23 protein-coding genes are annotated in these 22749 nt (G+C 69.1%); 15 read left to right on the forward strand and 8 right to left on the reverse strand.

Annotation, left to right across the window (positions count from 1 at the left end; all coding sequences use genetic code 11):
• Positions 1-262 precede the first annotated feature (262 nt).
• Entirely contained in the window at positions 263-1300 is a 1038-nt protein-coding gene (locus AC2H6A_RS06840) for a glutathione S-transferase family protein (protein ID WP_484272403.1), read from the reverse strand.
• A gap of 358 nt (positions 1301-1658) precedes the next feature.
• Here AC2H6A_RS06840 and AC2H6A_RS06845 point away from each other — a divergent pair, with 358 nt between their 5' ends.
• The 3 genes from AC2H6A_RS06845 to AC2H6A_RS06855 all read left to right on the forward strand — a co-directional run bounded on the left by AC2H6A_RS06845 (position 1659) and on the right by AC2H6A_RS06855 (position 5014).
• Positions 1659-2237: a DUF3291 domain-containing protein gene (locus AC2H6A_RS06845; protein ID WP_484272425.1), complete on the forward strand. Its 579-nt coding sequence runs from the start codon at positions 1659-1661 to the stop codon at positions 2235-2237.
• 90 nt (positions 2238-2327) lie between these two features.
• Positions 2328-3359, forward strand: coding sequence for a linear amide C-N hydrolase (locus AC2H6A_RS06850; protein WP_484272404.1), 1032 nt, complete (start codon positions 2328-2330; stop codon positions 3357-3359).
• Entirely contained in the window at positions 3356-5014 is a 1659-nt protein-coding gene (locus AC2H6A_RS06855) for a mechanosensitive ion channel family protein (protein ID WP_484272405.1), read from the forward strand. The genes AC2H6A_RS06850 and AC2H6A_RS06855 overlap by 4 nt, the downstream gene beginning before the upstream one ends.
• A 52-nt stretch (positions 5015-5066) precedes the next feature.
• Here AC2H6A_RS06855 and AC2H6A_RS06860 read toward each other — a convergent pair whose 3' ends face one another.
• The 3 genes from AC2H6A_RS06860 to AC2H6A_RS06870 all read right to left on the reverse strand — a co-directional run bounded on the left by AC2H6A_RS06860 (position 5067) and on the right by AC2H6A_RS06870 (position 7006).
• Complete coding sequence (locus tag AC2H6A_RS06860) at positions 5067-5456, reverse strand: type II toxin-antitoxin system VapC family toxin (protein ID WP_484272406.1); 390 nt, start codon at positions 5454-5456, stop codon at positions 5067-5069.
• Between the two features lie 5 nt (positions 5457-5461).
• Complete coding sequence (locus tag AC2H6A_RS06865; protein WP_484272407.1) at positions 5462-5701, reverse strand: antitoxin; 240 nt, start codon at positions 5699-5701, stop codon at positions 5462-5464.
• A 93-nt stretch (positions 5702-5794) separates the two neighbouring features.
• Complete coding sequence (locus AC2H6A_RS06870; protein WP_484272408.1) at positions 5795-7006, reverse strand: FAD-binding domain-containing protein; 1212 nt, start codon at positions 7004-7006, stop codon at positions 5795-5797.
• A 232-nt stretch (positions 7007-7238) separates the two neighbouring features.
• Here AC2H6A_RS06870 and AC2H6A_RS06875 point away from each other — a divergent pair, with 232 nt between their 5' ends.
• Complete coding sequence (locus AC2H6A_RS06875) at positions 7239-8234, forward strand: tripartite tricarboxylate transporter substrate binding protein (RefSeq protein ID WP_484272409.1); 996 nt, start codon at positions 7239-7241, stop codon at positions 8232-8234.
• Positions 8235-8241: 7 nt separating this feature from the next.
• Complete coding sequence (locus AC2H6A_RS06880) at positions 8242-9798, forward strand: AMP-binding protein (protein WP_484272410.1); 1557 nt, start codon at positions 8242-8244, stop codon at positions 9796-9798.
• Positions 9799-9825: 27 nt separating this feature from the next.
• Here the strand turns inward: AC2H6A_RS06880 and AC2H6A_RS06885 are convergent, their stop codons facing one another.
• On the reverse strand, positions 9826-10215 hold the full coding sequence (locus AC2H6A_RS06885; RefSeq protein ID WP_484272411.1) for a PIN domain-containing protein: 390 nt from the start codon (positions 10213-10215) through the stop codon (positions 9826-9828).
• 17 nt (positions 10216-10232) lie between these two features.
• Positions 10233-10541, reverse strand: a complete 309-nt coding sequence (locus tag AC2H6A_RS06890) for an antitoxin (protein ID WP_484272412.1) — start codon at positions 10539-10541, stop codon at positions 10233-10235.
• A 162-nt stretch (positions 10542-10703) separates the two neighbouring features.
• Between AC2H6A_RS06890 and AC2H6A_RS06895 the strand changes: the two genes are divergently transcribed.
• The 3 genes from AC2H6A_RS06895 to AC2H6A_RS06905 all read left to right on the forward strand — a co-directional run bounded on the left by AC2H6A_RS06895 (position 10704) and on the right by AC2H6A_RS06905 (position 13991).
• Positions 10704-11912, forward strand: a complete 1209-nt coding sequence (locus AC2H6A_RS06895) for a 3-hydroxybenzoate 6-monooxygenase (RefSeq protein WP_484272413.1) — start codon at positions 10704-10706, stop codon at positions 11910-11912.
• Positions 11909-12946 (forward strand): cupin domain-containing protein, encoded by a 1038-nt coding sequence (locus AC2H6A_RS06900; protein WP_484272414.1) that lies wholly within the window; start codon positions 11909-11911, stop codon positions 12944-12946. Before AC2H6A_RS06895 ends, AC2H6A_RS06900 begins: the two co-directional genes overlap by 4 nt.
• A 151-nt stretch (positions 12947-13097) precedes the next feature.
• Complete coding sequence (locus tag AC2H6A_RS06905) at positions 13098-13991, forward strand: LysR substrate-binding domain-containing protein (RefSeq protein WP_484272415.1); 894 nt, start codon at positions 13098-13100, stop codon at positions 13989-13991.
• Here the strand turns inward: AC2H6A_RS06905 and AC2H6A_RS06910 are convergent.
• Together AC2H6A_RS06910 and AC2H6A_RS06915 are read right to left on the reverse strand one after the other, a co-directional pair.
• Entirely contained in the window at positions 13969-14460 is a 492-nt protein-coding gene (locus AC2H6A_RS06910; protein ID WP_484272416.1) for a GNAT family N-acetyltransferase, read from the reverse strand. The genes AC2H6A_RS06905 and AC2H6A_RS06910 overlap by 23 nt on opposite strands.
• Complete coding sequence (locus AC2H6A_RS06915) at positions 14457-14765, reverse strand: type II toxin-antitoxin system TacA family antitoxin (protein WP_484272417.1); 309 nt, start codon at positions 14763-14765, stop codon at positions 14457-14459. Before AC2H6A_RS06915 ends, AC2H6A_RS06910 begins: the two co-directional genes overlap by 4 nt.
• Positions 14766-14993: 228 nt before the next feature.
• Between AC2H6A_RS06915 and AC2H6A_RS06920 the strand changes: the two genes are divergently transcribed.
• The 7 genes from AC2H6A_RS06920 to AC2H6A_RS06950 form a co-directional block, all read left to right on the forward strand.
• Entirely contained in the window at positions 14994-15566 is a 573-nt protein-coding gene (locus AC2H6A_RS06920) for a phosphonate degradation HD-domain oxygenase (protein ID WP_484272418.1), read from the forward strand.
• A gap of 5 nt (positions 15567-15571) precedes the next feature.
• The gene (locus AC2H6A_RS06925; protein ID WP_484272419.1) at positions 15572-17131 is read left to right on the forward strand and encodes an ABC transporter substrate-binding protein; all 1560 of its coding nucleotides are present in this window, start codon (positions 15572-15574) and stop codon (positions 17129-17131) included.
• On the forward strand, positions 17119-18084 hold the full coding sequence (locus AC2H6A_RS06930; RefSeq protein ID WP_484272420.1) for an ABC transporter permease: 966 nt from the start codon (positions 17119-17121) through the stop codon (positions 18082-18084). Before AC2H6A_RS06925 ends, AC2H6A_RS06930 begins: the two co-directional genes overlap by 13 nt.
• A 6-nt stretch (positions 18085-18090) precedes the next feature.
• Positions 18091-18933 carry an ABC transporter permease gene (locus AC2H6A_RS06935; RefSeq protein ID WP_484272421.1) on the forward strand — a complete coding sequence of 281 codons (843 nt, stop codon included), beginning with the start codon at positions 18091-18093 and terminating at the stop codon, positions 18931-18933.
• A 22-nt stretch (positions 18934-18955) separates the two neighbouring features.
• On the forward strand, positions 18956-20647 hold the full coding sequence (locus AC2H6A_RS06940; protein ID WP_484272422.1) for a dipeptide ABC transporter ATP-binding protein: 1692 nt from the start codon (positions 18956-18958) through the stop codon (positions 20645-20647).
• Positions 20644-22224 carry an ABC transporter substrate-binding protein gene (locus AC2H6A_RS06945; RefSeq protein WP_484272423.1) on the forward strand — a complete coding sequence of 527 codons (1581 nt, stop codon included), beginning with the start codon at positions 20644-20646 and terminating at the stop codon, positions 22222-22224. The genes AC2H6A_RS06940 and AC2H6A_RS06945 overlap by 4 nt, the downstream gene beginning before the upstream one ends.
• A gap of 37 nt (positions 22225-22261) precedes the next feature.
• A partial coding sequence (locus tag AC2H6A_RS06950; RefSeq protein ID WP_484272424.1) for a PHP domain-containing protein occupies positions 22262-22749 on the forward strand: 488 nt, incomplete at its 3' end.

Raw genomic sequence — 22749 nt, forward strand, 5'->3', positions numbered from 1 at the left:
CGGCTGCTAGCGCGGCGATCGGCACTATGGCCGGCTGCCGCACACTGACCTGTGGGACCTCCTTCAGGTGGCTGTGTGTGCGATCGAATGACTGCTTTGCTGCGACGAGATTGGGGGCGCGGGAGTCTCTTGGAAGTCGAAAGCTGACCTATTCAGGGGAGGGTAGTTCGACCAGGAAATCGTCCGCACCTCTAGTGCAACAGCGACTGGGATACCGATCGGGTGGTTGCGGACCGAATCCGCTCCCCTTCCCGATTCGGCTTCAGAGCGGCGCGAACAAGGGCTCGCAGCCCGTGCCCAGCAGAAGACGGTCAACGCGTTCGCGCGCCGTCTCGTCCAGCGCGGAGTACGCCTTGCGGAGCCAGCCGAGGCATTTGGCCTGGTAAACAAAGGACTCCTGCACCCAGGGCTGCCCGTCCACCTCGCACGCCACCTGCTTTGCGCCCCGCGCGATCGCCTTCGCATTGCCGATCATGTAGGGCACATAGACGCGGCCGACTTCGCCAAGCAAGTCGCGCAAGGTAGCGGGCGGATCGGACAAGTCGATCCAGTCGGCCTCGCTCACGTCCAGCCCGCTTACATCCTCCAGCCTTTCGGTCCACGCATAGGCCCGCGGCGAGACCTCCATGGCGACCTGCGATGGGGTGGGATCGGTGATCACGAGCATCGTCATCTGACCGAAGGCTGCGAAATCGCCTGCGCCGGGCCGCTGGCCCAGCAGGTATGGCTGGTTCTGGATATGCGCCTCGAAGATCTCCAGAAAGCGACGCCAGCTGCCCTCGATGATCGGCGCAGTCACCGGATTGGAGCCGACGACGCCGATGCGCGAAATCTGCCGACTGGCGAAGTCCCGTTCCCCCTGCTCGCCCTCCTCGCGCGTGATCTGCATGGCCCTGCGGTAGGGCAGATAGGCGCTCGCCTTCTTGACATCCGCCGCATACGACCAGCGATAGTGGAACATGCATTTGCTCAGCCACTCGTCGCCATAATCCTCGAGCAGCAGGTCGATCAGGTTCAGCGCGGGATCGGACGGCCGGAGCCGTCGCTCGGCATAGGTCTCTTCCAGGCGATTCAGGATCGGGGTGGTGTCGGAGATCGCCGTGAGCGACCCGCCATCGGCTGCGGGCAGCACAAGGTAAGGCACGAGCGGGAGCGGGCGTTCGGGCAGTGCGCTCGCTTCCTTGCTTCCCATGATCACAAAGCGGAAAGGCAGGCGGCGAAATCGCAGCGCCCCGCGAAGTTTGCGCGTGTAAGGCGAGGATCCAACCCCAACCAGTCTCAAGTCGCTGTCCGAACTCATCCCGTGCTGCTCCCGATTCATGTTTGCCGTTGGCCGGCCAGAGAAATGCAAGCTGCCGGACCGATCCGCACGAGACTTGCTGCGGTGGAACGCTCTATCGGCTGCCAGCGCGCAAGGGATCAACCATCAGGCGGCAACCTTCAGCAGGATGTGCTGCGGGTCGGCGAGGCGCCTATCGACAGGGGGCTTTGGCAGGCATATGAGTCTCATTTTCTACATATCCGGCCTTTGTCGGGATTGATGTACATCCAGACGCTTGCGCCCCGCGCGTCGGGACTTCCGCCGTCGCTGACCGCAGGTCGGGACTCGTGTCCCGTGGGCAGACAAGCGTCGTGAGGCTACGGTGCGCTGAACCATCCTGCGCGCGCCCTTTGGTGACGCGCAGGTGCAGGGATTCTTCGACCGCCTGCCGGCTGCATTCGGCGCGGCCGACGCGGCCGAGGGCTTCGTCGACCGCTCCAGCCGAGACCCGGTGACCCTCAAGCACGCCTGGGGCGACTATGTGCCGGCGCGCTTCTTCGATCCGGCGCGCCATGGCGGCGTGGTCTTCACGCTCTCTCGCTGGCGCACGCTGGAAGCGGTGCACGCCTATGCCTACGCTGGCGTGCATGGCGAGGCGCTGCGCCATCGCCTCGAGTGGTTCGAGAAGCCCGAGTGGCCGAGCTACGCGGCCTGGTGGGTTGCCGATGACCACCGGCCCGACTGGGTCGAGGCGAAGCAGCGTCTGGAATACCTGCACGACCATGGCCCGAGCGAGGTGGCCTTCGACCTGCGCGCCCCCCGCGGCCCTGATGGCACCTCGGTCACCGTCGACCGCCAGGCGGCGCGTGCGATCGTCGAGCGGGCTGACCCCGCTCGCCATGATCAGGCCGCGCTCGAGCGCGAGTTCGACGCGATCACCCGCGTCATGCAGGCCGGGCAGAAGCCGGCGGGTTGACTCAGGCGGGCTCGCGCCGGGTGGTTTCCCCCGCGTCCTGCATGGTAGAACCCTGCAGGTCTCATCTCACCCCAGCGGGGGCTTCCTGTCATGTGCACCGGCATTTCCCTGACCGCCACCGATGGCGGCGTGGTCACCGCCCGAACCGTCGAGTGGGCGCTGAGCGACGCGCACCACGACCGTGTGGCCCTCTTCGGCCGCGGCCGGCGCTTCACGGCCCAGACCCCCAGCGGGCTCGACGGCAAGCAGTGGACCGGCCGCTTCGGCTTTGCCTCGCTCACCGCCTACGGCCAGCCCTACGGGCCCGACGGCATGAACGAGCAGGGCCTCTATGTGGGGGTGTACTACTTCCCCGGTTTCTTCTCGCCCGCGCCCTTTGACCCTGCCGAGCGCGAGCGCTCGGCCAGCGTGGGCGACTTCATGCAGTGGATGCTGTCCTCGTTTGCCACCGTGGCCGAGGTACGCGAGCACCTGCACGAGGTGCGCGTGGTCGAGGTGATCGATCCGCGCTTCGGTGGCGCGCCCCTGCCTTTTCACTGGAAGGTGGCCGACCCCACCGGCGCGGCCATCGTCATCGAGATCATCGACGCCGGGCGCGTGGTCGTGCATGACGCCTTCCTCGGGGTGATCTCCAACTCGCCCACCTACGACTGGCACCTCACCAACCTGCGCAACTACATCGGCCTGTCGCCCGCGCCCTCGGCGCCGCTCACCATCGATGGCCTGCGCCTGGCGCCCTTTGGCGGCGGATCGGGCCTGATCGGCCTGCCTGGCGACTACTCGCCCCCTTCGCGCTTCGTGCGGGCCGCGGCGCTCACCGCGCTGGCGCGGCCGCTGGCCACCGCCACCGAGGCGGTCTTCGAGGCCTTCCGCATCCTGGACAGCTTCAACATCACCGTCGGCGCCACCGCGCCGCCCGGACACCGGCCCCAGGACATCGTGAGCGCCACCCAGGTGACCACCGCCTGCGACCTTGGCGGCCGCACCCTCTACTTCCACTCCATGCACAACCGTCAGGTGCGTGCCGTGCGCCTGGCCGACATCGACTTCGGTGCTGTCACCGAGCGGGTGCTCGAGGCGGGCGCGCAGCGCAGCCAGTCGGTGGTGGAACTTCGGGCATGAGGCAGGCGGTGGCCGCGCGGGCGTCGCCGGGCTGGCGGGCGTGGCTGTCGCGCGTGATGCCGGTTGCGCTGATCGCGTTGGCGCTCGCGCTGATCGCGCCTGCCCATGCCGCCGACCCTGACGATGCTGCCGCAGAGGCCGCCGGGCCGGCCACGCTGCGCCTGCTCAATCGGGACATCGTCACGCTGCGCGCCACGGTGGCCGGTGCCTCGCCGCAGCGCCGCGTGGAGCAGGCGCGCGAGCGCATCCGGCAGTTGCCGGACTCGGCCATGGATCAGCCGCTGCAGGTGCTGCCCTTCGAGCTCGGCAAGCTGCACGGCCGGCAGTTCCTGCTTGGCGATGCCAACCTGTTCGCGCTCTACGACACCGACCTCGAGCCCGACGGCCGCCGCGATCTTGACGCGCTTGCCCGCCACACCCGCGAGCGGCTCGAAGAGGCGCGCCGCGCCTGGCACGAGACCCGTGACGGTCCGCTGCTGATGCGCGGCCTCGCGCTCACCGCGCTGGCCTGCGCGGTGCTGGCGCTGCTGGTCTGGGGCATTCTCGTGCTGGGCAGGCGGGTGGTGGGCTGGCTGGAGTCCACCCGCAGCCGTATCGCCGCGCGCAGCACCGGCATCGACTGGCGCGAGATCCTCGCCCGACTGCTGATGGGCAGCATCACGCTGCTCAAGTGGGTGCTGATCGCCTTGCTGGCCTATGTCTGGCTCAGGCTGGTGCTGGCGGCCTTCGTGGCCACCCAGCCGCTGGCCATCGCCCTCGATGGCTGGCTGTACCGCAAGCTGGTGTGGATCGTGAGCGGCGCGGCCGAAGGCCTGCCCGGTCTGGCCACGGTGATCATCGTGCTGCTGCTCACCCGGGCGCTGGCCGATGTGCTCGCCTATGTCTTCGGCGCCGTGCAGCAGGGCCGCCTCACGCTGCCCTTCCTGCATCGCGACACCATCAGCGCCACCCGTCGCATCGTCACGGTGCTGGTCTGGGGACTGGGCATCGCCATCGCCTATCCCTACCTGCCGGGCTCGGGCAGCGAGGCCTTCAAGGGCCTGTCGGTGCTGGCCGGCCTGATGCTCACGCTCGGCTCATCGGGCCTGGTGATGCAGGCGATGAGCGGCCTGGTGGTGATCTACTCGCGCTCGCTGCGCAAGGGCGACTACATCGAGGTCAATGGCACGCAGGGCGTGGTCATCGAGATCAGCTCGCTCGCGATCAAGCTCGTGGACATCCGCAACGAGGAGATCACCATCCCCAACGCGGTGCTGGTGTCCTCGCCCATCCGCAACTACTCGCGCCTGGCCCACGCCGAGGGCACGCTGCTGGTCACGCGGCTGACCATCGGCTATGACGCGCCCTGGCGGCAGGTGCACGCCATGCTCGAGGAGGCCGCGCGCCGCACGCCGGGGGTGCTGAACCTGCCCGCGCCCTATGTCTACCAGCGCGCCCTCTCGGATTTCTTCGTGGAGTACGCGCTCCACGCCAGCGTGCGGCACGCTGCCGAGCGGCCCGCGATCCAGTCCGCCCTGCACGCCGCCATCCAGGATGTGTTCAACGAGAACGGCGTGCAGATCATGTCGCCGCACTTCCTGGCCCAGCCGGCGCAGCCGGTGGTTGTTCCCCCGCCAGACTGGTTCAGGCCGCCGGCTCGGCCGCCGTCGTCCTAGGCGGCGGGGGCACCGGCCCGGCCGTGCTCAAGGCCATCGCGGCCGGATGCTCTCAGGCCCAGTTCTCGACCTTGAGGTCAGGGATGCGTTCGAATTCACGCAGATTGTTCGTGACCAGCGTAGCGCCCAATGTGACGGCGTGAGCTGCGATGAGCAGATCGTTATTGCCGACCGGTTTGCCGATCGACTCGAGGTGATTGCGAATGCGCGCGTAGGCGAAACGCCCCTGCCACGGCAGCACATTCAGGCGCGACAGAAAATCATCGATGTCATCGCGCAGTGCGGCAGCACGTGGCGAATGAAGGCGCTGCGCGCCGTAGTACAGCTCGGCAGCAACAATCTCTGACACGCAAAGGAGATCTGGATCATGCTGCAGAAAGTGTTCGAGCACCCGGGCAGGCCGCGCTCTCAGCACATAGCTGCAGATGTTGGTGTCCAGCATGTACATCAGAACAGGGGATCCCGGACCTGAGGCAGCTCATCCCCGCGATCGATCAGAAAATCGGCGGGCGCCGTGAGGGGCCGGCTGAAGAAGCTTTCCCACCCCCCACGGCGTTTCGGGGTGATCAGCAGGCTCTGTCCGATGCGTTCAATCAGGACTTCCTGGCTGTCGACCCGATACTCGGCGGGCAGGCGCACAGCCTGGCTGCCCCCGTTGACGAAGACCTTGGCGGTTCGTGTGGTCATGGTCGCGCCCCAAAGGGATGTATATACTTAAAATATATACTATTACGCTGGTTTTCGCGATGCCTGCCCACTGCGCCTCGGGAATCGACGCGCCTACAACAGCTCCCCCGCCTGCGTGACGCCGCGCGTCACCCGCGTCCACCACTGCGAGAAGCTGGTGCAGTGCCGGGGCACAGGCGCGAACAGGCGCGGCGGGGCCTCGCGGTGCGCGATCCCGGTCATGGCCCCGGGCAGATGCGGGTCGTCGGTGCAGCGCACCGCCGCCGCGCCGGCAAGCGCCTTGCGCAGCGCGGCGGCATCGATGTGCCAGCGTTGCGGGCACACCTCACGCATGGCCGCATCCACCCAGCGCCAGCGAGCCGCCGGCCAGGGCCAGGCGTGGTGATGCTCGCGCGGATACACGCCGATCACCACGGCATCGGCCGGCAGATCGGCGGGCGGCGCGCGCAGCGCCCAGGGATGCACCAGCCAGACCGTCCGACCGCGCACGGCCGCGGCGGCGGCCTGCACCTCGGGTGCCAGAACGCCAAGGTTGGCGGGCGGCTCGGTCAGCAAGGCCGGTTCGGCAAGGCCTGCGACGCCGTCGGCGGCTGAGGAGACTGTCTTGCCGGCGCGGCCGCGCGCCATGGCATCGAGCTCGGCATAGCTGCAGTCGATCACGCTGCCCGGGCTGCGCCAGGCCTCGGGCGCGTAGCGGGCCACATTCTCGGCGTTGAACAGATACGGCTTGTGGCTGCCCGTTCCGGCCACCCACTGCCAGCTGAGGTGATTGCTGGCCAGATCGCCATCGAAGAGATGGGCCACCAGCCAGTCTGCGCCGGCGCGCCAGTGCACCCGACGGATGTGCACCACATAGCTCGCCAGCCACATGCGGGCGTGGTTGTGCAGCGTGCCGGTCCGGTAGAGCTCGCGCACCGCCTGGTCGATGACGGGTACGCCGGTGCGCGCTTCGCGGATGTCGGACGGCAGCACGCGGGCATAGGCCGCCTCGGGCAGAGGGCCCTCGTGCACCGATCGCAGGATGCCGTCGCCGAGGTGGGACCACACATGACGGAAGTACTCGCGCCAGCCCAGCTCGAACACCAGCTTGTGCTGCACGGCGAGCGGGTCGCGCGCGAGCACGCCGGCGAGCACCTCGGGCAGGGTGAGCACACCGTGGGTGAGCCAGGGCGAGAGCCCGGTGACCGCGCCCTCGAGGTGATTGCGGGTGCGCGCGTAGGCGGCCGGGCGAACGCGGCTAAGACAGGCGAGCGCGGCCGCCCGGGAGGGCTCGGGCGCAACAGTCATGTCAGCGATGGCGGTCATGTGCAGTGTCATGAAGGGGTAGCCCCGAGCGTAGCCGGTGGGCCTTGGGCCAGGCTCAGTGACCCTTGAATCGGACTGCGACGGATTGCCTCGGGCATTCAGCGCTCCTACAGTCGGTTGCAGTCCTGTCTTGCGCGTGGAGCCGGCAGGTGACCCACCGTGCGGGCCCGCAGCTCGCGAAGGAGTGCCAATGCGCCGCCCGCCTCACCTCGGGATCCCCCCGGTTCAACCGATGTCTTCCAGGGCGGTCGATCCTTCCCGACGCCGTTTCGCGGGCGCCGCGGCCGGCGCAGCGCTCGGTGCCTGGCTCGCGCCGGACGCTGCCCGAGCGCAGCCGTCGCCGACCTTCCCGAGCAAGCCCCTGCGCTTCGTGGTGCCCAGCGCCCAGGGCACCGGGGTCGACATGCTGGTGCGGGCGTTCGCGGAGCGCATCCGTGTGACCACTGGCCAGCCCACCCTGGTCGAGAACAAGGTGGGTGGCGGCGGCGTTCTCGGTCTGTCGCATTTCGTGTCTCTGCCGGCAGACGGGCACACCGTGGTGTCGATCACCTCGAGCTCGATGAACCTCCTGCCCTTGATGCAGGCGGTGGCCTACGACGAGTCGCTGCTGCGCCCGATCATCGGCTTCTCTCAGCACACCGGCATGTTCCTCGCGGCGCCTTCGTCGAACTACACCACGCTGAAGAAGATGGTCGATGACGCCCGCGCAGCGCCGGGCACCGTCAACATGGGCATCTACTCGCCGCACTTCCAGGTGGCCCTGCGCGTCTTCGAGGACATGATCGGCACCCGCTTCAATGTCGTTCCCTACAAGGGGCCCGACCTGTTCCTCGGTCTTGGCGAGGGATCGATCCCGCTGGCCCTGGCTGACCTGGGCACGGCAGTGCGTTTCGTTGAATCGGGCAAGACCCGGCCGCTGGCCACCGCGGCGGCCACGCGCCATCCCAGCTTTCCCGATGTGCCCACGGTCATCGAGCTTGGCTATCCCGGCTATGAGGTGCACGAGATCGCCGGCTTTGCCATCAACGCGAAGACGCCCGAGCCGCAGGTCCGGCAGATGGAGGAGCTGCTGCTGCGTACGGCCGCCGACCCTGAGTATCTGGCGCTTGCGCGCCGCCTGCCCGGTGCGGTGCTCACCCAGATTCCCGGCAAGGACTTCGCCGCCACGCTCAGCCGCCGCCGCGCGGTTCAGGAAAAGCTGCTGAAGGATCTGAAGCTGCACAAGTGAGCCCCCGATGCAGCTGATCGATCTCTTCGACCGCGGTCTGTCCTTCGGCGCCCAGGCTCCCTGCCTGGTCGAGCCCGACGGCCGTACCCTGTCCTACGGCGAGGTGGCACAGCTCACCCACCGTATCGCCAATGGCCTGGTGGCCGCTGGCATCGGGAGCGGCCAGGCGGTGGGCCTGCTGAGCGAGAACCACCTGCTGACCTTTGCCGCGGTGCTGGGCATCGTGCGCTCGCCGGGCATCTGGGTGCCGGTGAATGCGCGCAACGCGCCCGAGGAGAACGCCAACATACTGGCTCGGGCCGACTGCGAGTTCCTGTTCATCCACAGCCGCTTTGCGCCCCAGCTCGCCCTGCTGTGCACCTCGCTGCCGCGTCTGCGGGGCGTGGTGTGCATCGATGCCGACCTGCCCGATGCGCCTGCGCTCGAGCGCTGGGCCGCCGAACATCCCGACACGCCCTTTCGCAGCGATGACCGCGTCGACGATGTCGTGGCCATTCGGGGCACCGGCGGCACCACCGGTCTGCCCAAAGGCGTGCTGATCACGCACCGCAACTATGCGATGCTCTTTGCCAACTGGTATGCCGCCATGCCCGTACGCGAGCGACCGGTGCACCTGGTGGTGGCGCCCATGTCGCATGCGGCCGGCACCATCGCGTTCTCGGTCTGCGCCTATGGCGGGGCCAATGTCATCCTGGGCTCGGCCGAGCCTGCCGCCGTCATCGAAGCGATCGCACGGCATCGGGTCACCCAGCTGTTCCTGCCGCCCACCGCCATCTACAAGCTGCTGGCGCACCCCGCCGTGCGCGACGGCGACTACGGATCCTTGCGCTACTTCGTGTATTCGGCCGCGCCGATGTCGGCCGACCGGCTGTGCGAGGCGCTCGATGTCTTCGGGCCGGTGATGGTGCAGGCCTATGGCCAGGCCGAGGCGCCCTTCGTGTGCACGGTGCTCGGCATCGAAGACCATCGTCGCATCCTCGCCGACCCCGCGCTTGCCCACCGGCTGGCCAGTTGTGGGCGTGCCTCCCCGCTGGTCAGGGTGGCCATCATGGATCCGGACGGCAGGCTGCTGCCCGATGGCGAGCGCGGCGAGATCGTGGTCCAGGGCGATCTGGTGATGAAGGGCTATTACCGGGATCCCGACAAGACCGCCGAAACCCTGCGCGGCGGCTGGCTGCACACCGGTGATGTCGGCTACCGGGACGCTGACGGCTACTTCTACATCGTCGATCGGCTCAAGGACATGATCGTGTCCGGCGGCTTCAACATTGCGCCCAGCGAGATCGAGCAGGTGCTGTGGTCGCTGCCGGCGATCAACGACTGCGCGGTGATCGGCGTGCCCGACCCCTATTGGGGCGAGGCGGTAAAGGCGGTGGTGGAATTGCGTCCCGGCGCTGCCTGGGATGCCGAGGCCGCGATGGCTCTGTGCCGTGAGCGGCTGGGCAGCATGAAGGCGCCCAAGTCGATCGAGGTGTGGCCCCAGTTGCCGCGCAGCGCGGTCGGCAAGGTGCTCAAGCGCGAGATCCGAGAGACCTTCTGGCAGGGGCAGGATCGGCGGGTGTGAGGCCTGTGGGCATGCGGTGGCTGAGGTTCAGTCCGGCCAACCCTCCGCCGGCAGCTTCGGCACCCGGCGGAATTCCCCGAGGTTTCGGGTGATCAGCACCATCCCGCGCGAGCGCGCATGGGCGGCGATCAGCAGGTCGTGGCTGCCGATCGGCTTGCCACGGCGCTCGAGCGTGGCGCGGATGTCGGCATAGTGCGCGTCAGCTGGCGGTTCGAAGGGCAGCACCGTCAGCGCTCCGAGCAATTGCTCCACCCGCCGGGTCAGCGGGGCCGAGCCCTTGCGCAGCGCGCCGAAGCGCAACTCGCACGCGGCCACGATGCTGGTGCAGATGCGCTCGGGCGCGATGGCGCCAAGCTGCCTTGCGAGCGCGCCCTGAGGGTTGCGGATGAGTTCCGACAGCGCGTTGGTGTCGAGCATCAGGCCCTGATCCGGCGTCACAGGCTGTCGCGCTCCTGCAGCGGCAGATCGGCGATCTCGGGCAGGGCATCGGGCATCGGCGCCCAGGAGGCGAGCAGATCCTTCAGCGGATGCCGGCGCACCGGCGACAGGATCAGCCGCTCACCTTCCCGGCGGATGAGCACTTCGGAGCCCTCCATCTCGAACTCTCTTGGAATGCGCACCGCCTGATTGCGGCCGTTGCGAAACAGCGCGGCGTGGCGCGCGCCGGCGGGGCCGTCGGCCCGCTCGGGGCTGTCCGGGAGGGGCCGAGAGGAGAAAGAGGCGGGGATGTTCGACGATGGCATAGGCCAAAGCCTATGCCAAATGGCCCTGCGGGGCAATCCGCCTTCCGGTCGCGCCTTCCGTCTGATTGCGAAATGCGATGGACGCTATTGGCGGCCATGCATTGAGGCGGGGAGTGCCGCACGGGATACTGGCCGCCTTCCCAGACCAAAGCAGGCGGATCCATGAGCGACACCCAAGAGACCGTGCTGGTGGCCGGTGGCGGCATCGGCGGACTGGCCGCGGCGCTCGCCCTCGTGCGGCGCGGCTACCGCGTGCGCGTCTTCGAGCAGGCGCCCGAGATCGGCGAGATCGGCGCCGGCATGCAGCTCGGCCCCAATGCCTTCCATGCGCTGGATGCGCTGGGCGTGGGCGAGCTCGCCCGCAGCCGCGCGGTGTTCACCGATTTCATGGTCATGCACGACGCGGTCGACGGCTCGCAGGTCGGCCGCATCCTCACCGACGAGGCCTTCCGGCAGCGCTTTGGCAACCCTTACGCGGTCATCCATCGTGTCGATGTGCACACCGCCCTGCTCGAGGGCGCGGTGGTCACCGGCCGGGTGGACTTCCAGACCAGCACCCGCATCGAGCGGGTGGAGCAGGACGACGCCGGCGTCACCGTCATCGATCAACGCGGCCAGCGCCTGCGGGGCGCGGCCCTCATCGCCGCCGATGGCGTGAAATCGGTGGTGCGGGCGCAGTATGTGAACGACCCGGCCCGGGTCACCGGCCACGTGGTCTATCGCGCCGTGGTCGACAAGGCCGAGTTCCCCGAGGACCTGCGATGGAACGCCGCAAGCCTGTGGGCCGGGCCGAAGTGCCACCTGGTGCACTACCCGCTGCGCGGCGGCGAGCAGTACAACGTGGTGGTCACCTTCCACAGCCGCCAGCCGGAGGCGTGGGGCGTCACCGAGGGCAGCAAGGCCGAGGTCCAGTCCTACTTCCAGGGCATCGTGCCGAAGGCGCGGCAGCTGATCGACCTGCCCCGGTCCTGGAAGCGCTGGGCCACCGCCGATCGCGAGCCGATCGGCACCTGGAGCTTCGGTCGCGCCACGCTGCTGGGCGATGCCGCCCACCCCACCACGCAGTACATGGCGCAGGGCGCATGCATGGCGCTGGAAGACGCGGTCACCCTGGGCGAGTCGCTGCGGGTGCATCCCGACAACTGGACGAAGGCCTTCGACCTCTATCAGCGTTCGCGGGTGGCCCGCACCGCGCGCATCGTGCTCTCCGGCCGCGAGATGGGCCGGATCTACCACGCCGAGGGGGTCGAGCGGCTGGTGCGCAACCAGCTCTGGAAGGGCCGCTCGCAGGAGCGCTTCCACGACGCGCTGGAATGGCTCTACGGCTGGAATGTGAGCAACTGCCTGACCCAACCCGGAGACCCGTCATGACCGAACTCGGCCGCCTCGAGGACCTGCCGCAGGACTACCGCGACGACCTCACCCGCCAGAACCTCGTGCCGCTGTGGCCCAGCCTGCGCTCGGTGCTGCCGCCGAAGATGCCTGCGCGACGCACCCAGCCCGCCTTCTGGTCCTACCAGGCGCTGCGCCCGCTGCTGATGCGCGCCGGCGAGCTCGCGCCCATGGAGAAGGCCGAGCGCCGCGTGCTGGTGCTGGCCAACCCGGGCCATGGCCTGGAGAAGATGCAGGCCAGCGCCGCCATGTACCTCGGCATGCAGCTGCTGCTGCCTGGCGAGTGGGCGCCCTCGCACCGCCACACCCCGAACGCGGTGCGGCTGGTGGTGGAAGGCGAGGGCGCCTACACCACGGTCAATGGCGAGAAGTGCCCGATGGCGCGCGGTGACCTGATCCTCACGCCCACCGGGCTGTGGCACGAGCACGGCCATGATGGCGATGCGCCGGTGGTCTGGCTCGATGTGCTCGACCTGCCGCTGGTCTACTACACCGAGACCTCGTATGCCATCGAGGGCCAGCGCCAGAACGTGGTGCCGGGGCGCGGCGACGAGGGCTACCGCCGCGGCGGCGTGGTGCCTGCGCCCGCCTTCGAGCGCGCGGCGCGCGCCTATCCGGTGGTGCGGTATCCCTGGGCCGACACCCGCGCCGCGCTGCTGGCGCTGGCGGCCGACCGGCCCGAGCTGCAGGCTGTGCAGGTCGGCTATGTGAATCCCGAGACTGGCGCTGACGCGCAGAACATCCTCGGCTTCTATGCGCTGATGCTGCGCCCGGGCCAGACGCTGCGTCTGCCGGTGCGCTCGCCGGCGGTGGTGTTCCATCAGATCGAGGGCGCCACCGGCGTGTCGGTCGGCGAAAGCGCTTTCGCACTGAGCGAGGCCGACACCTGCTGCGCGCCGGGCTACACCGAGGTGGTGCTGCGAAACGCCGCCGCCGATGCGCCTTCCTTCCTGTTCCTCGCCGATGAATCGCCGCTGCACCGCAAGCTCGGCGTCTACGAGAACCGGGGCTGAAGCGCCATGACCTGCATCATCGCCAGCTGGCCAAGCGGGCGGCGATCGCATCGCGGCGCCCCACTATGATGGGCGCCATCATCGACAGCCTTGGGAGCGTGCCTTGCCCGCCAGACCGCGAGAACCGTCTTCGCTTCGCCTCGATCGGGGCGTGACTCTGTCGGGTCTGCGCACCTTCGTGGCGGTGGTGCAGGCCCGGGGCCTGTCGGGCGCGGCCCGGGTGCTCGGCGTGACCCAGCCGAGCGTGTCGGTGCAGCTTGCCGCGCTCGAGCGCGCCTGCGGCGTGCTGCTGTGCCACCGCAAGCCCGAGTTCGCGCTCACCGATGCCGGCGCCGATGTGTTCGTGCGGGCGCGCCTGATCCTGTCGCGGGTCGATGAATTCGAGAGCGCGCTCGATCATCTGCAGCAGGCCGCCGGCCGGGTCAGCGTGGGCCTGTCCACGCCGCATGTGGCCATGCCGCTGCTCGCCGGGTTTCGCGCCGCGCATCCCGCCATCAGCCTGCAGGTGAGCATGGGCAACACCACCACCCTCCTGGAGGAGGTGGCGCGCTGCCGGGTGGATGTGGCGGTGATGACCCTGCGCGAGCCGCCCCCCAACCTGCTGTGCGTGAAGGTGGCCAGCCCGCGGCTGGCGGTCTGCCTGCGCGCCGATCACCCGCTGGCCCGGCGCCGGACGCTGCGCCCGGCCGATCTGGCCGCGCTGGAGATCATCGCCCGCGAGCCGGGATCGCAGACCCGGGCGCTGTTCGACGAGACCCTCGCCCGCGCCGGCGTCAAGCCGCGGGTGGTGATGGAGGTGGGCAACCGCGAGGCGCTGCGCGAGGCGGTGGCCGCCGGCCTCGGGGTGGGCATGCTGTTCGACAACGAGAACGGCGAGGACCGGCGCTTTGCGCTGGTACCGCTGCAGGGCGTGCCGCACGCGCCCGGGGTCTACGCGGTGGCGCTCAACGAGTCCCTGGGCATTCCTGGCGTGCAGGCGCTGGTCGAGCACCTGCGGGCGGGGGTTGGCGGGGCGCGCGCGGTCAGAGCCAGCGCTCGCAGCTGAGCATGAGGGTCATCGGGTGGATGGCAGATGCCTGAAACCCGTAATGCGCGTAGAAGCGCCTGGCGTTCTCGTTAAGCGCATGGACGAGCAGGGCGCGCACCCCGGCATCTGCTGAGACAGCCAGGGCACGCTTGACCGCATCCTGAAGCAGTGCGGCACCGAGGTGCATGCCTTGCGCCTTTCGATCCACAGCCAGCCGACCGAGTACAAGAACCGGCACCGGGTCGGGCATGTTGCGGCGGATGCCGCGCGTGGCCGATTCATGGCTGACCGCGCCCGCAGCAAGCGCGTAGTAGCCCATCACCGTGCCTGTGGCGTCGGTCACCACGAAGGTGCGGCTCGCACCGCTGGTCTGGTTGGCCAGAGCCCGCCGGCGCAGCCATTCATCCAGCGAGCGTTCCCCGCAGTCGAAGTCTGCGATCTGGTGCGAATCGGTCAGTGGCGCCGGCGCGCCCAGCGGTGGTGTCAACGCGCCTTCCCGCCGCGTTTGGTCGTGGCGGGCTTGGCGGCTGGCTTTGCCCAGGGCGGAGTGACCCGCATCAGGCGCTCCAGGCCGGGGTTGGGCGCCGTGGGGCCGTCAAGCTGACGAAGAAACGCAGCGTGGCGCTGATCATCAAGGCGGAAATAGATCTGGTCCAGCAGAACACTCTGTGCGCGCTCGCAGGCGGCCTCGAGCATGAAGTCAGACCGGGTCTTGCCCATGGCCGCTGCAGCCTGATCGATGAGATCACGCTGCTCGGGTCTTGCCCGAAGGTTGATGGCGGCGTCTCGCATGGAATGGGGCCTGCAGGGTGGTTTGTGTACCGTGCGGATCGTGTCGCATCGTATATCTATTGTCAATACATCAAGTCCGTACCCGGAGTTGCTGCGGGTCGTCGCCGGGAAGGCAAGTCGCTTTCATTCTCCGGTCATATAGGCTTCGTATATTGCAACGATCGCACCATAATTCCCTTCAATGACAAGGCCGCCCGCCGCCGTCGCGCTTCGCGAGGACCGCTCCGCATGAACCCGCCCGCTGCCCACCCCGCCATTGCCGCCATCCGCCAGCTCTTCCAGGAGAAGGGCGAGCTGATCTACGGCGAGGCGGTGAACCAGGTTCAGCATGCCCTGCAGTGCGGCGCGCTCGCCGAGGCGCAGGGCGCCGCGCCCAGCCTGGTGGTGGCGGCGGTGCTGCACGATGTCGGTCACATGCTGCACCGTGATGCCGCGGGCGCCGTGCAGGCCGGCGACGATGACCGCCATGAGCGGCTGGGCGCGAAGTTCCTGCTGCGCTGGTTCGGCCCCGAGGTGGCCGAGCCGGTGCGCCTGCATGTCGACGCCAAGCGCTATCTCTGCACCCGCGAGCCCGGCTACTGGGCGGCGCTCTCGCCGCTGTCGCAGCGCACCCTGGAGATCCAGGGCGGGCCGTTCACCGAGGAACAGGCCCGCGCCTTCGAGCAGTTGCCGCACGCCATGGAGGCGGTGAGCGTTCGCCGCTGGGATGACGACGGCAAGAAGGCCGGGGTGAACACCCCGGGCCTCGAGCACTACCTGGCGCTGGCGGCCGAGTGCGCCATGCCGATTCAGCAAGGATGACCCGCATGCGCTTCTCGCGTCGCAACTTTGTCGGCTACAGCCTCGGTGGCCTCGCGCCCGCCGGCCTTGCCGGCGTGTTTCCCGGGCTGGCGCTCGCCCAGCCGTCCCCGAAGCGCGGTGGCACCCTGGTGTATGCCAACTGCTCGGCCAATCGCCGTGGCGGCGATGTCAGCAACAGCAAGCACCCGTATTACATGGTCGACCTGATCACCCGCAGCGCGTACAACTCGCTGCTCTGGGTCGACGCCAGCCTGCAGCTTCAGGGCGAACTGGCCAAGGCCTGGGGCGCGCTCGACGAGCGCCTGGAAACCTGGGAGTTCGTGCTGCACGAGGGCGTGCGCTTCCATGACGGCCGCGAGCTCACCGCGGCCGATGTGGTGTCCTCGTTCGCGCTGCACAAGGCGAAGCACTGGGCCTCGGCGCAGATCAGCGAGGTCACCGCCAGCGGCCGCCACAAGGTGCAGTTCCGGCTGAAGAAGGGCAACGCCGAGTTCCCCTATGTGCTGGCCGAGTACGACACCATGATCATGCCGGCCGACGAGAACATCGATCGCATCGGCCTCAGCGGCATCGGCACCGGACCGTTTCGCATCGTCTCGGTCGATCCGCAGCGCCGCATGGTGCTCGAGCGCAACGAGAAGTACTGGCGCGCCGGTCCGTACCTCGACCGGCTGGAGGTGGTCAATCGCGAAGGCCAGATGGAGGCTGCGATCAACGGCTTCCGGGCGAAGCAGTTCGACGCGGTGCTCAACATCGATCCGCGGCTGGTGCGTCAGCTCGAGAAGGAACCTGACACCGAAATCGTCGGCGCCGCCAGCGGTGACCATGCGGTGATCGTCCTGCCCAAGCATCCCGGCTCGCCCTTCAACGACAAGCGCATCCGCCAGGCGCTGGCGCTCGCGGTTGACCGCGAGGCGATCGTGCGGGTGGTGTACGGCAAGAACGCGGGCTGGGTGGGCAACGACAGCCACCTGGTGGCTGCCGACCCCAACTTCGTGGCGCGGCCGGTGCGCCGGGATGTGGCCCGCGCCCGCAAGCTGCTCGCCGAGGCCGGCCACCCCAACGGCATCACGCTGCCCACGATGTACTACGCGCCCCAGTGGCCCGAGATGGCGCGCTACTTCCAGGTGCTGCAGCAGACCGTCAAGGAGGCGGGCATCACCCTGCCGATCGAGGAGCGGCCCACCGATGGCTACCAGAAGTTCCGCCAGGGCGATGCCGATGTCACCAAGGGCAACCCGCACAAGTTCGCCTACACCGCGGTGGGCCCGCGCAACCCCGGCATCAGCCTGTTCCGCATGCGCCAGGCCAACAACGAGAGCGGCTACTGGAGTGGCGCGCCGGCCGACGAGTACATGAAGCTCTACGACCAGGCCATGGTCACGCGCGATGCCGGCAAGCGCAAGGCGATCTACGCGCAGATGCAGGCCATCCTGCACGAGGAGGTGCCCGCGCTGCTGCCGGCCGGGCGCAACAACCTGCTGGTCAAGCGGCCGGCTGTGCGCGGGCTGGACAACCATCCGCAGCACTGGTCGATCCGCTGGGACGGCGTGTGGAAGGCCTGATCACCGTCATCGTGCGGCGCGTGGCCCTGTCGCTGGCCACGCTGTTCGCGCTGGCGGTCTTCATCTTCCTGGCCACCGAGGTGATGCCGGGCGATGCGCTCGATGTCATCCTGTCTTCCGACGAGATCGCGAACATCCCGCCCGAGCGCCTCGCGCAGATGAAGCGCGATCTTGGCCTGGATCGGCCGGCCCATGAGCGCCTGGGCAGCTTCCTGGTCAATGCCGCCCAGGGCGACTTCGGCCGCACCCTGATCTCGAAGACGCCGGTGGCCGAGGTGATCGCCTACCCGCTGCGCAACTCGCTGGCGCTGGCCGGCCTGGTGCTGCTGATCGCGCTGCCGCTGGCGGTGCTGATCGGCGTGGCCGGCGCGGTCTGGCATCGGCGGCTGGCCGATCATGTGATCGCCACCGTCACCATCGTCGGCTACTCCATCCCGGAGTTCGTCATCGGCACGCTGCTGGTGATCGCCTTCGCGGTGCTGCTGCCCTGGTTTCCGGCCACCATCACCGTCGACACCCGCGCGCCGGTGACCGAACTGCTGCGGGTCAGCGCCCTGCCGGTGGCCACCATCGTGATCGGCTCGGTGGCCTACCTGAGCCGCCTGTTGCGGGTGGGCATGATCGAGGCGCTCGGCGCCGACAACATCGAGCGGCTGCGCATGACCGGCGTGCCCTCATGGCGGGTGGTGTTTCGCCATGCCCTGCCGGCCGCGGTCATCCCCTGCCTGACCGCCATGGCCTTGTACGCGGCGGCGCTGGTGTCGGGCATCGTGGTGGTGGAACTGGTGTTCTCCATTCCCGGGCTGGGGCAGGAGCTGGTGCGCGGCGTGGTGCGGCGCGAGGTTCATGTGGTGCAGGCGATCGCGCTGGCCTCGGCGCTGGTGGTGGTGGTGCTCAACCTGCTGGCTGACCTGTCCATCCTCGCGCTCGATCCGCGCACCCGGGGCGGGTGAGCGCCCATGCCCTCGCGTCTGCGTCTGATCCTGCGCCGGCCGCTCGCCCTGGTCGGCGTGGCGCTGGTGCTGATCCACCTGCTGATGGCGCTGTCGGCGCCGTGGTGGATTGCGCACGACCCCACCGCGCTGGTCGGCCCGGCGCTCGAGCCGCCCGGTGAAGACTTTCTCTTCGGTACCGACGAGCTCGGCCGTGACTTCCTTTCGCGGGTGGTGATGGGCGGTCGTGTGGCGATCCTGGTGGCCTTCAGCGCCGGCCTGATCGCGGCGCTGGGCGGCGGGCTGGTGGGGCTGGCTGCGGCCTATTACCGCGGGTGGTTCGATGACGGCGTGTCGCGGCTGGTGGAGCTCAAGCTGGCCATTCCCTCCATCCTCTTCGTGTCCCTGTTCGTCACCGGCTTCGGCCAGTCGATGGGCGTGCTGATCGCGGTGATTGCGGTGATCAAGATGATGGGCGCCATCCGCACCTCGCGCGCGGCCGGCCTGCAGCTGATGTCGCTGGGCTATGTGAAGGCCGCGCAGCTGCGCGGCGAGCGTGGCCCGGCGATCATCGCCCGCGAGATGCTGCCCAGCGTGGTCGATCTGCTGCTGGTCGAGTTCGCGCTGCGCAGCTCCAGCGCGCTGCTGCTGGTGAGCGCGCTCTCCTTTCTCGGGCTGGGCCTGTCGCCGCCCACGCCCGACTGGGGGCTGATGATCCATGCCGGGCTGTCGGCCATCCACTCCGAGCCCTGGCTGATCCTGATCCCGGCGGTGTGCATCTCCACGCTGGTCATCGGCATCAACTTCGCCACCGAGGGCATCGCCGATGCCCTCGGCCTGGATGCCGCGCGGGGTGGCGCCCATGGCTGAGGCCGCTCGCCCCGCTGCTCCCATGGCGCAGGCCGTCCACCCGGCGGCGCCGCTGCTGCAGGTGGAGGGCCTGTCGATCGGCTATCGGGATGCCTTCGGCCGGATGAGCCTGGCGGTGCGCGAGCTCGGCTTCACGCTGGCCGCGGGTGAGTCGATCGGCCTGGTTGGCGAGAGCGGCAGCGGCAAGAGCACCGTGGCGCGCGCCCTGCTCGGCCACTATCGCGGCGCGGGCGAGCGCACCGCCGGGCGCATCCTGATCCGCGGCCAGGCGCTCGATGAGCGCGACCCGGCGAGCCTTGCCCGGCTGCGCGGCATCGACATCGCCTTCGTGCCGCAGAACCCGCTGTCTTCGCTCACCTATCACCTGAGCGTGGGCGCGCAGCTGGTGGAGATCCTGCGCACCCGCGCCGGCCTGGACGCGGCGACCGCGCGTGAGCGCGCGCTGGCGCTGATGGCCCAGACCCGCCTGCCCGACCCGGAAACGCTCTTCGATCGCTATCCGCATCAGCTCTCGGGCGGGCAGCGCCAGCGGGTGGTGATCGCCTGCGCGCTGGCCTGCCAGCCCCGCCTGCTGGTGCTCGACGAACCCACCACCGCGCTGGACAAGTCCACCGAGGTGCAGGTGCTCGGCCTGGTCACCGAACTGCGACGCAGCCTCGGGGTGGGGCTGGTGCTGGTCACCCACGACCTCAACGTGGTGGCGCGGATGTGCGACTCGGTGCTGGTGATGAAGGACGGCGTCTGCGTGGAGCAGGGCGCCACCGCGGCCACCTTCGCCAGCCCGGCCACCGACTACACCCGCGAGCTGGTCGGTTCGGTGCTGCGGCTGGACGCCGATCCGCCGCAGGACCGCGCCCGTCATGACCAGCCGGCGCTGGTCGCGGTCAGCGGGCTGGGGCATCGCTATCAGGCCGGCGGCTGGTGGCGTCGGGCGAGCAGGCCATCGGCCCCCGCGCTGCAGGGCGTGGATCTCGGCCTGCGGCCGGGCGAGGTGCTCGGCGTGATCGGTGAATCGGGCTCGGGCAAGAGCACGCTCGGCGGCGCGCTCGCCGGGCTGATCGCCCCCAGCGAGGGCGGCATGCGCTTCCAGGGCGATGCGCTGCCGGGCGGGGCCTCGGCGCGCAGCCGTGAGCAGCGTCGGCGCATCCAGATGGTCTTCCAGGACCCGCTCTCGTCGCTGAATCCGCGTCAGCGGGTGGGCACCGCCATCGCCCGGCCGATGCAGGTCTTCTTCGGCATGAGCCATCGCCAGGCCTGGGATCGGGCGGCGGCGCTGCTCGACGAGCTCGGCCTGGAGGCCCGCTTCCTGGAGCGCTATCCGCGACAGCTCTCGGGCGGGCAGCAGCAGCGGGTGGCGATCGCCCGCGCGCTGGCCGCCGACCCCGAGCTGATCATCTGCGACGAGTTCACCTCGGCGCTGGACGCCACGGTGCAGGGTCAGGTGATCGACCGGCTGATGCAGGTGCAGGCCCGCCGCGCGCTCGCGCTGGTGGTGATCACCCACGACCTCGGCGTGGTGTGGCGCATGGCGCATCGGGTGCTGGTGCTGCGCGAGGGTCGGGTCCACGAGCAGGGACTCACCGCCGATGTCTTTGCGCGGCCAGCCTCCGACTACACCCGCCTGCTGCTCGCGGCGGCCACCTCGGCCAGCCGTCCGCAGTCGGACCCGCCCGGCGACCAGAGCGCCTCCCTCGGAAAGGAATCCCTGTCATGACCGTCTTCGATCGACGCGAGTTCAGCCTGGCCGCTGCGGCGCTGGCCGCGGGTGCGGGATTGCCGGCTGCTGCGCTTGCCCAGGCCCCGGCGGGTGCCAAGCCGGCCGGGCCCGCGCCGGTGCGCGGCGGGGTGCTCAGGGTGGCGCAGTGCTCGGCCAACCGGCGCACCGCCAATGCGGGCAACGCCCGCCATCCCTACTTCTTCGTCGATCTGAGCACCCGGGTGGCCTACAACTGCCTGACCTGGGTGAACGAGAAGCTGGAGTGGGAGTACGAACTCGCCCGCGAGATGGCACCCACCGACGAGCAGGTCAATGTCTGGGATGTGAGCCTGCGCGAGGGCGTGCTCTTTCACGATGGCCGCGAGATGGTCGCCGAGGATGTGGTCGCCTCCTTCGAGGCCCATCGCGCGGGCGCGCCGTTCGCCTCGCAGATCCAGAAGGTGGAGGGCCTGGGCCGGCACAAGGTGCGCTTCCACCTGAAGGAAGGCAACGCCGAGTTTCCGTATGTGCTTGCCGAGTACCAGCACGCCATCATGCAGGCCGACACCCCGGCGCGGATCGGCCTGAACGGCATCGGCACCGGACCTTTCCGCTTCGTGAACGCCGATCCCAACCGCTCGGCCATCTTCGAGCGGCACGAGCGCTACTGGCGCAAGGGCTTTCCTTACCTGGACCGGCTCGAGATCCACAACCGTGAAGGCCAGCAGGAGGCCGCGCTCAACGGCCTGCGCGCCCGTCAGTTCGACGCGGTGCTCACCATCGATGCGCGTGGGGTGCGCCAGCTGCAGCGCGAGCCCGATCTGGAGTTCTCGGTGGGCCGCGGCAGCTACCACTTCGTGATCCAGCTGCCCAAACACCCCGGCTCGCCCTTCGAGGACAAGCGCATCCGTCAGGCGTTCGCGCTGGCCATCGACCGCGAGGCGATCGTGCGCATCGCCTATGCCGGGAAGTACGGCTGGGTGGGCAATGACAGTCATCTCGTGGCCACCGACCCCAACTTCCTTTTCCGGCCGGCCAGGCGTGATGTCGCCGCAGCCCGCAGGTTGCTCGCCGAGGCGGGCTACCCCAACGGCATCACGCTGCCCACGCTCTACTTCAGCCCGCAGCTGCCCGAGGTGCCGATCTACTTCCAGGTGCTGCAGCAGACCGTGAAGGAGGCGGGCATCACGCTGCCGATCGAGGAGAGGCCGGCCGACGGCTATGTGGCCTTTCGCACCGGCGATAACGATCTCGCCAAGGGCAGGTTCCACAAGTTCGCGATGACCGCGGTGGGCTCGCGCAACCCGGGCATCTCGCTCAACCGCATGCGCGGCGCATTCGTGGAGAGCGGCCACTGGCGTGGCCCCGAGCAAGACCGCTACATGGACCTCTACCGGCGCGCGATGCTCACGCGCGACGACACCCTGCGCAAGCGCCTCTACCACGAGATGCAGCGCATCCTGCAGGAGGAGGTGCCGGCCATCCTGCCGGCGGGCGGCGATGCCATCCTGGTGCGCCGCAAGACCGTGCGCAACCTGAACTACCACCCCCAGATCTGGTCGATCCGCTTCGACGAGGTCTGGCGCAGCGCCTGAGCCGGCCGACCCAACCCGTTCATCCGAGGAGCACCTGATGTCGTCCAATCCCTTCGAGCAGCCCGGGCAGTTCTTCAAGGGCAACCTGCACACGCACAGCAACACCTCCGACGGCATGCTCCCGCCCGAGGAGGTCTGCCGGCGCTACCGTGAGCGCGGCTACGACTTCCTGTGCCTGTCGGACCACTTCCTGCCGAAGTACGACTTCCCGGTGAGCGACACCCGGCCGTTCCGCGCCGAGGGCTTCACCACCCTTCTCGGCGCCGAAATGCATGTGGGCAATACCGCGCTGGGCGAGAAGTGGCACCTGCTTGCCAACGGTCTGCCCCTGGACTTCGCCCCGCCGCGCGAGGGCGAGACCGCGCCCGAGATCGCGGCGCGTTGCCGCGCGGCGGGCGCCTTCGTGAGCATCGTTCATCCGGCCTGGTATTCCCTGGGTGTGGACGACGCCCGCAGCATCGAATCGGCCCACGCGATCGAGGTCTACAACCACACCTCGGCGGTCAAGACCGATCGCGGCGACGG

The sequence above is a fragment of the Quisquiliibacterium sp. genome (assembly GCF_982640115.1).

Bases quoted from the DNA above. Each gene is read 5' to 3' on its own strand.
- AC2H6A_RS06895 (WP_484272413.1), top strand. From the start codon at position 10,704: ATGAGCGACACCCAAGAGACCGTGCTGGTGGCCGGTGGCGGCATCGGC.
- AC2H6A_RS06855 (WP_484272405.1), top strand. From the start codon at position 3,356: ATGAGGCAGGCGGTGGCCGCGCGGGCGTCGCCGGGCTGGCGGGCGTGG.
- AC2H6A_RS06840 (WP_484272403.1), bottom strand. From the start codon at position 1,300: ATGAGTTCGGACAGCGACTTGAGACTGGTTGGGGTTGGATCCTCGCCT.
- AC2H6A_RS06900 (WP_484272414.1), top strand. From the start codon at position 11,909: ATGACCGAACTCGGCCGCCTCGAGGACCTGCCGCAGGACTACCGCGAC.
- AC2H6A_RS06875 (WP_484272409.1), top strand. From the start codon at position 7,239: ATGTCTTCCAGGGCGGTCGATCCTTCCCGACGCCGTTTCGCGGGCGCC.
- AC2H6A_RS06945 (WP_484272423.1), top strand. From the start codon at position 20,644: ATGACCGTCTTCGATCGACGCGAGTTCAGCCTGGCCGCTGCGGCGCTG.
- AC2H6A_RS06920 (WP_484272418.1), top strand. From the start codon at position 14,994: ATGAACCCGCCCGCTGCCCACCCCGCCATTGCCGCCATCCGCCAGCTC.
- AC2H6A_RS06850 (WP_484272404.1), top strand. From the start codon at position 2,328: ATGTGCACCGGCATTTCCCTGACCGCCACCGATGGCGGCGTGGTCACC.
- AC2H6A_RS06860 (WP_484272406.1), bottom strand. From the start codon at position 5,456: ATGCTGGACACCAACATCTGCAGCTATGTGCTGAGAGCGCGGCCTGCC.
- AC2H6A_RS06885 (WP_484272411.1), bottom strand. From the start codon at position 10,215: ATGCTCGACACCAACGCGCTGTCGGAACTCATCCGCAACCCTCAGGGC.
- AC2H6A_RS06940 (WP_484272422.1), top strand. From the start codon at position 18,956: ATGGCGCAGGCCGTCCACCCGGCGGCGCCGCTGCTGCAGGTGGAGGGC.
- AC2H6A_RS06915 (WP_484272417.1), bottom strand. From the start codon at position 14,765: ATGCGAGACGCCGCCATCAACCTTCGGGCAAGACCCGAGCAGCGTGAT.
- AC2H6A_RS06865 (WP_484272407.1), bottom strand. From the start codon at position 5,701: ATGACCACACGAACCGCCAAGGTCTTCGTCAACGGGGGCAGCCAGGCT.
- AC2H6A_RS06925 (WP_484272419.1), top strand. From the start codon at position 15,572: ATGCGCTTCTCGCGTCGCAACTTTGTCGGCTACAGCCTCGGTGGCCTC.
- AC2H6A_RS06870 (WP_484272408.1), bottom strand. From the start codon at position 7,006: ATGACCGCCATCGCTGACATGACTGTTGCGCCCGAGCCCTCCCGGGCG.
- AC2H6A_RS06890 (WP_484272412.1), bottom strand. From the start codon at position 10,541: ATGCCATCGTCGAACATCCCCGCCTCTTTCTCCTCTCGGCCCCTCCCG.
- AC2H6A_RS06880 (WP_484272410.1), top strand. From the start codon at position 8,242: ATGCAGCTGATCGATCTCTTCGACCGCGGTCTGTCCTTCGGCGCCCAG.
- AC2H6A_RS06935 (WP_484272421.1), top strand. From the start codon at position 18,091: ATGCCCTCGCGTCTGCGTCTGATCCTGCGCCGGCCGCTCGCCCTGGTC.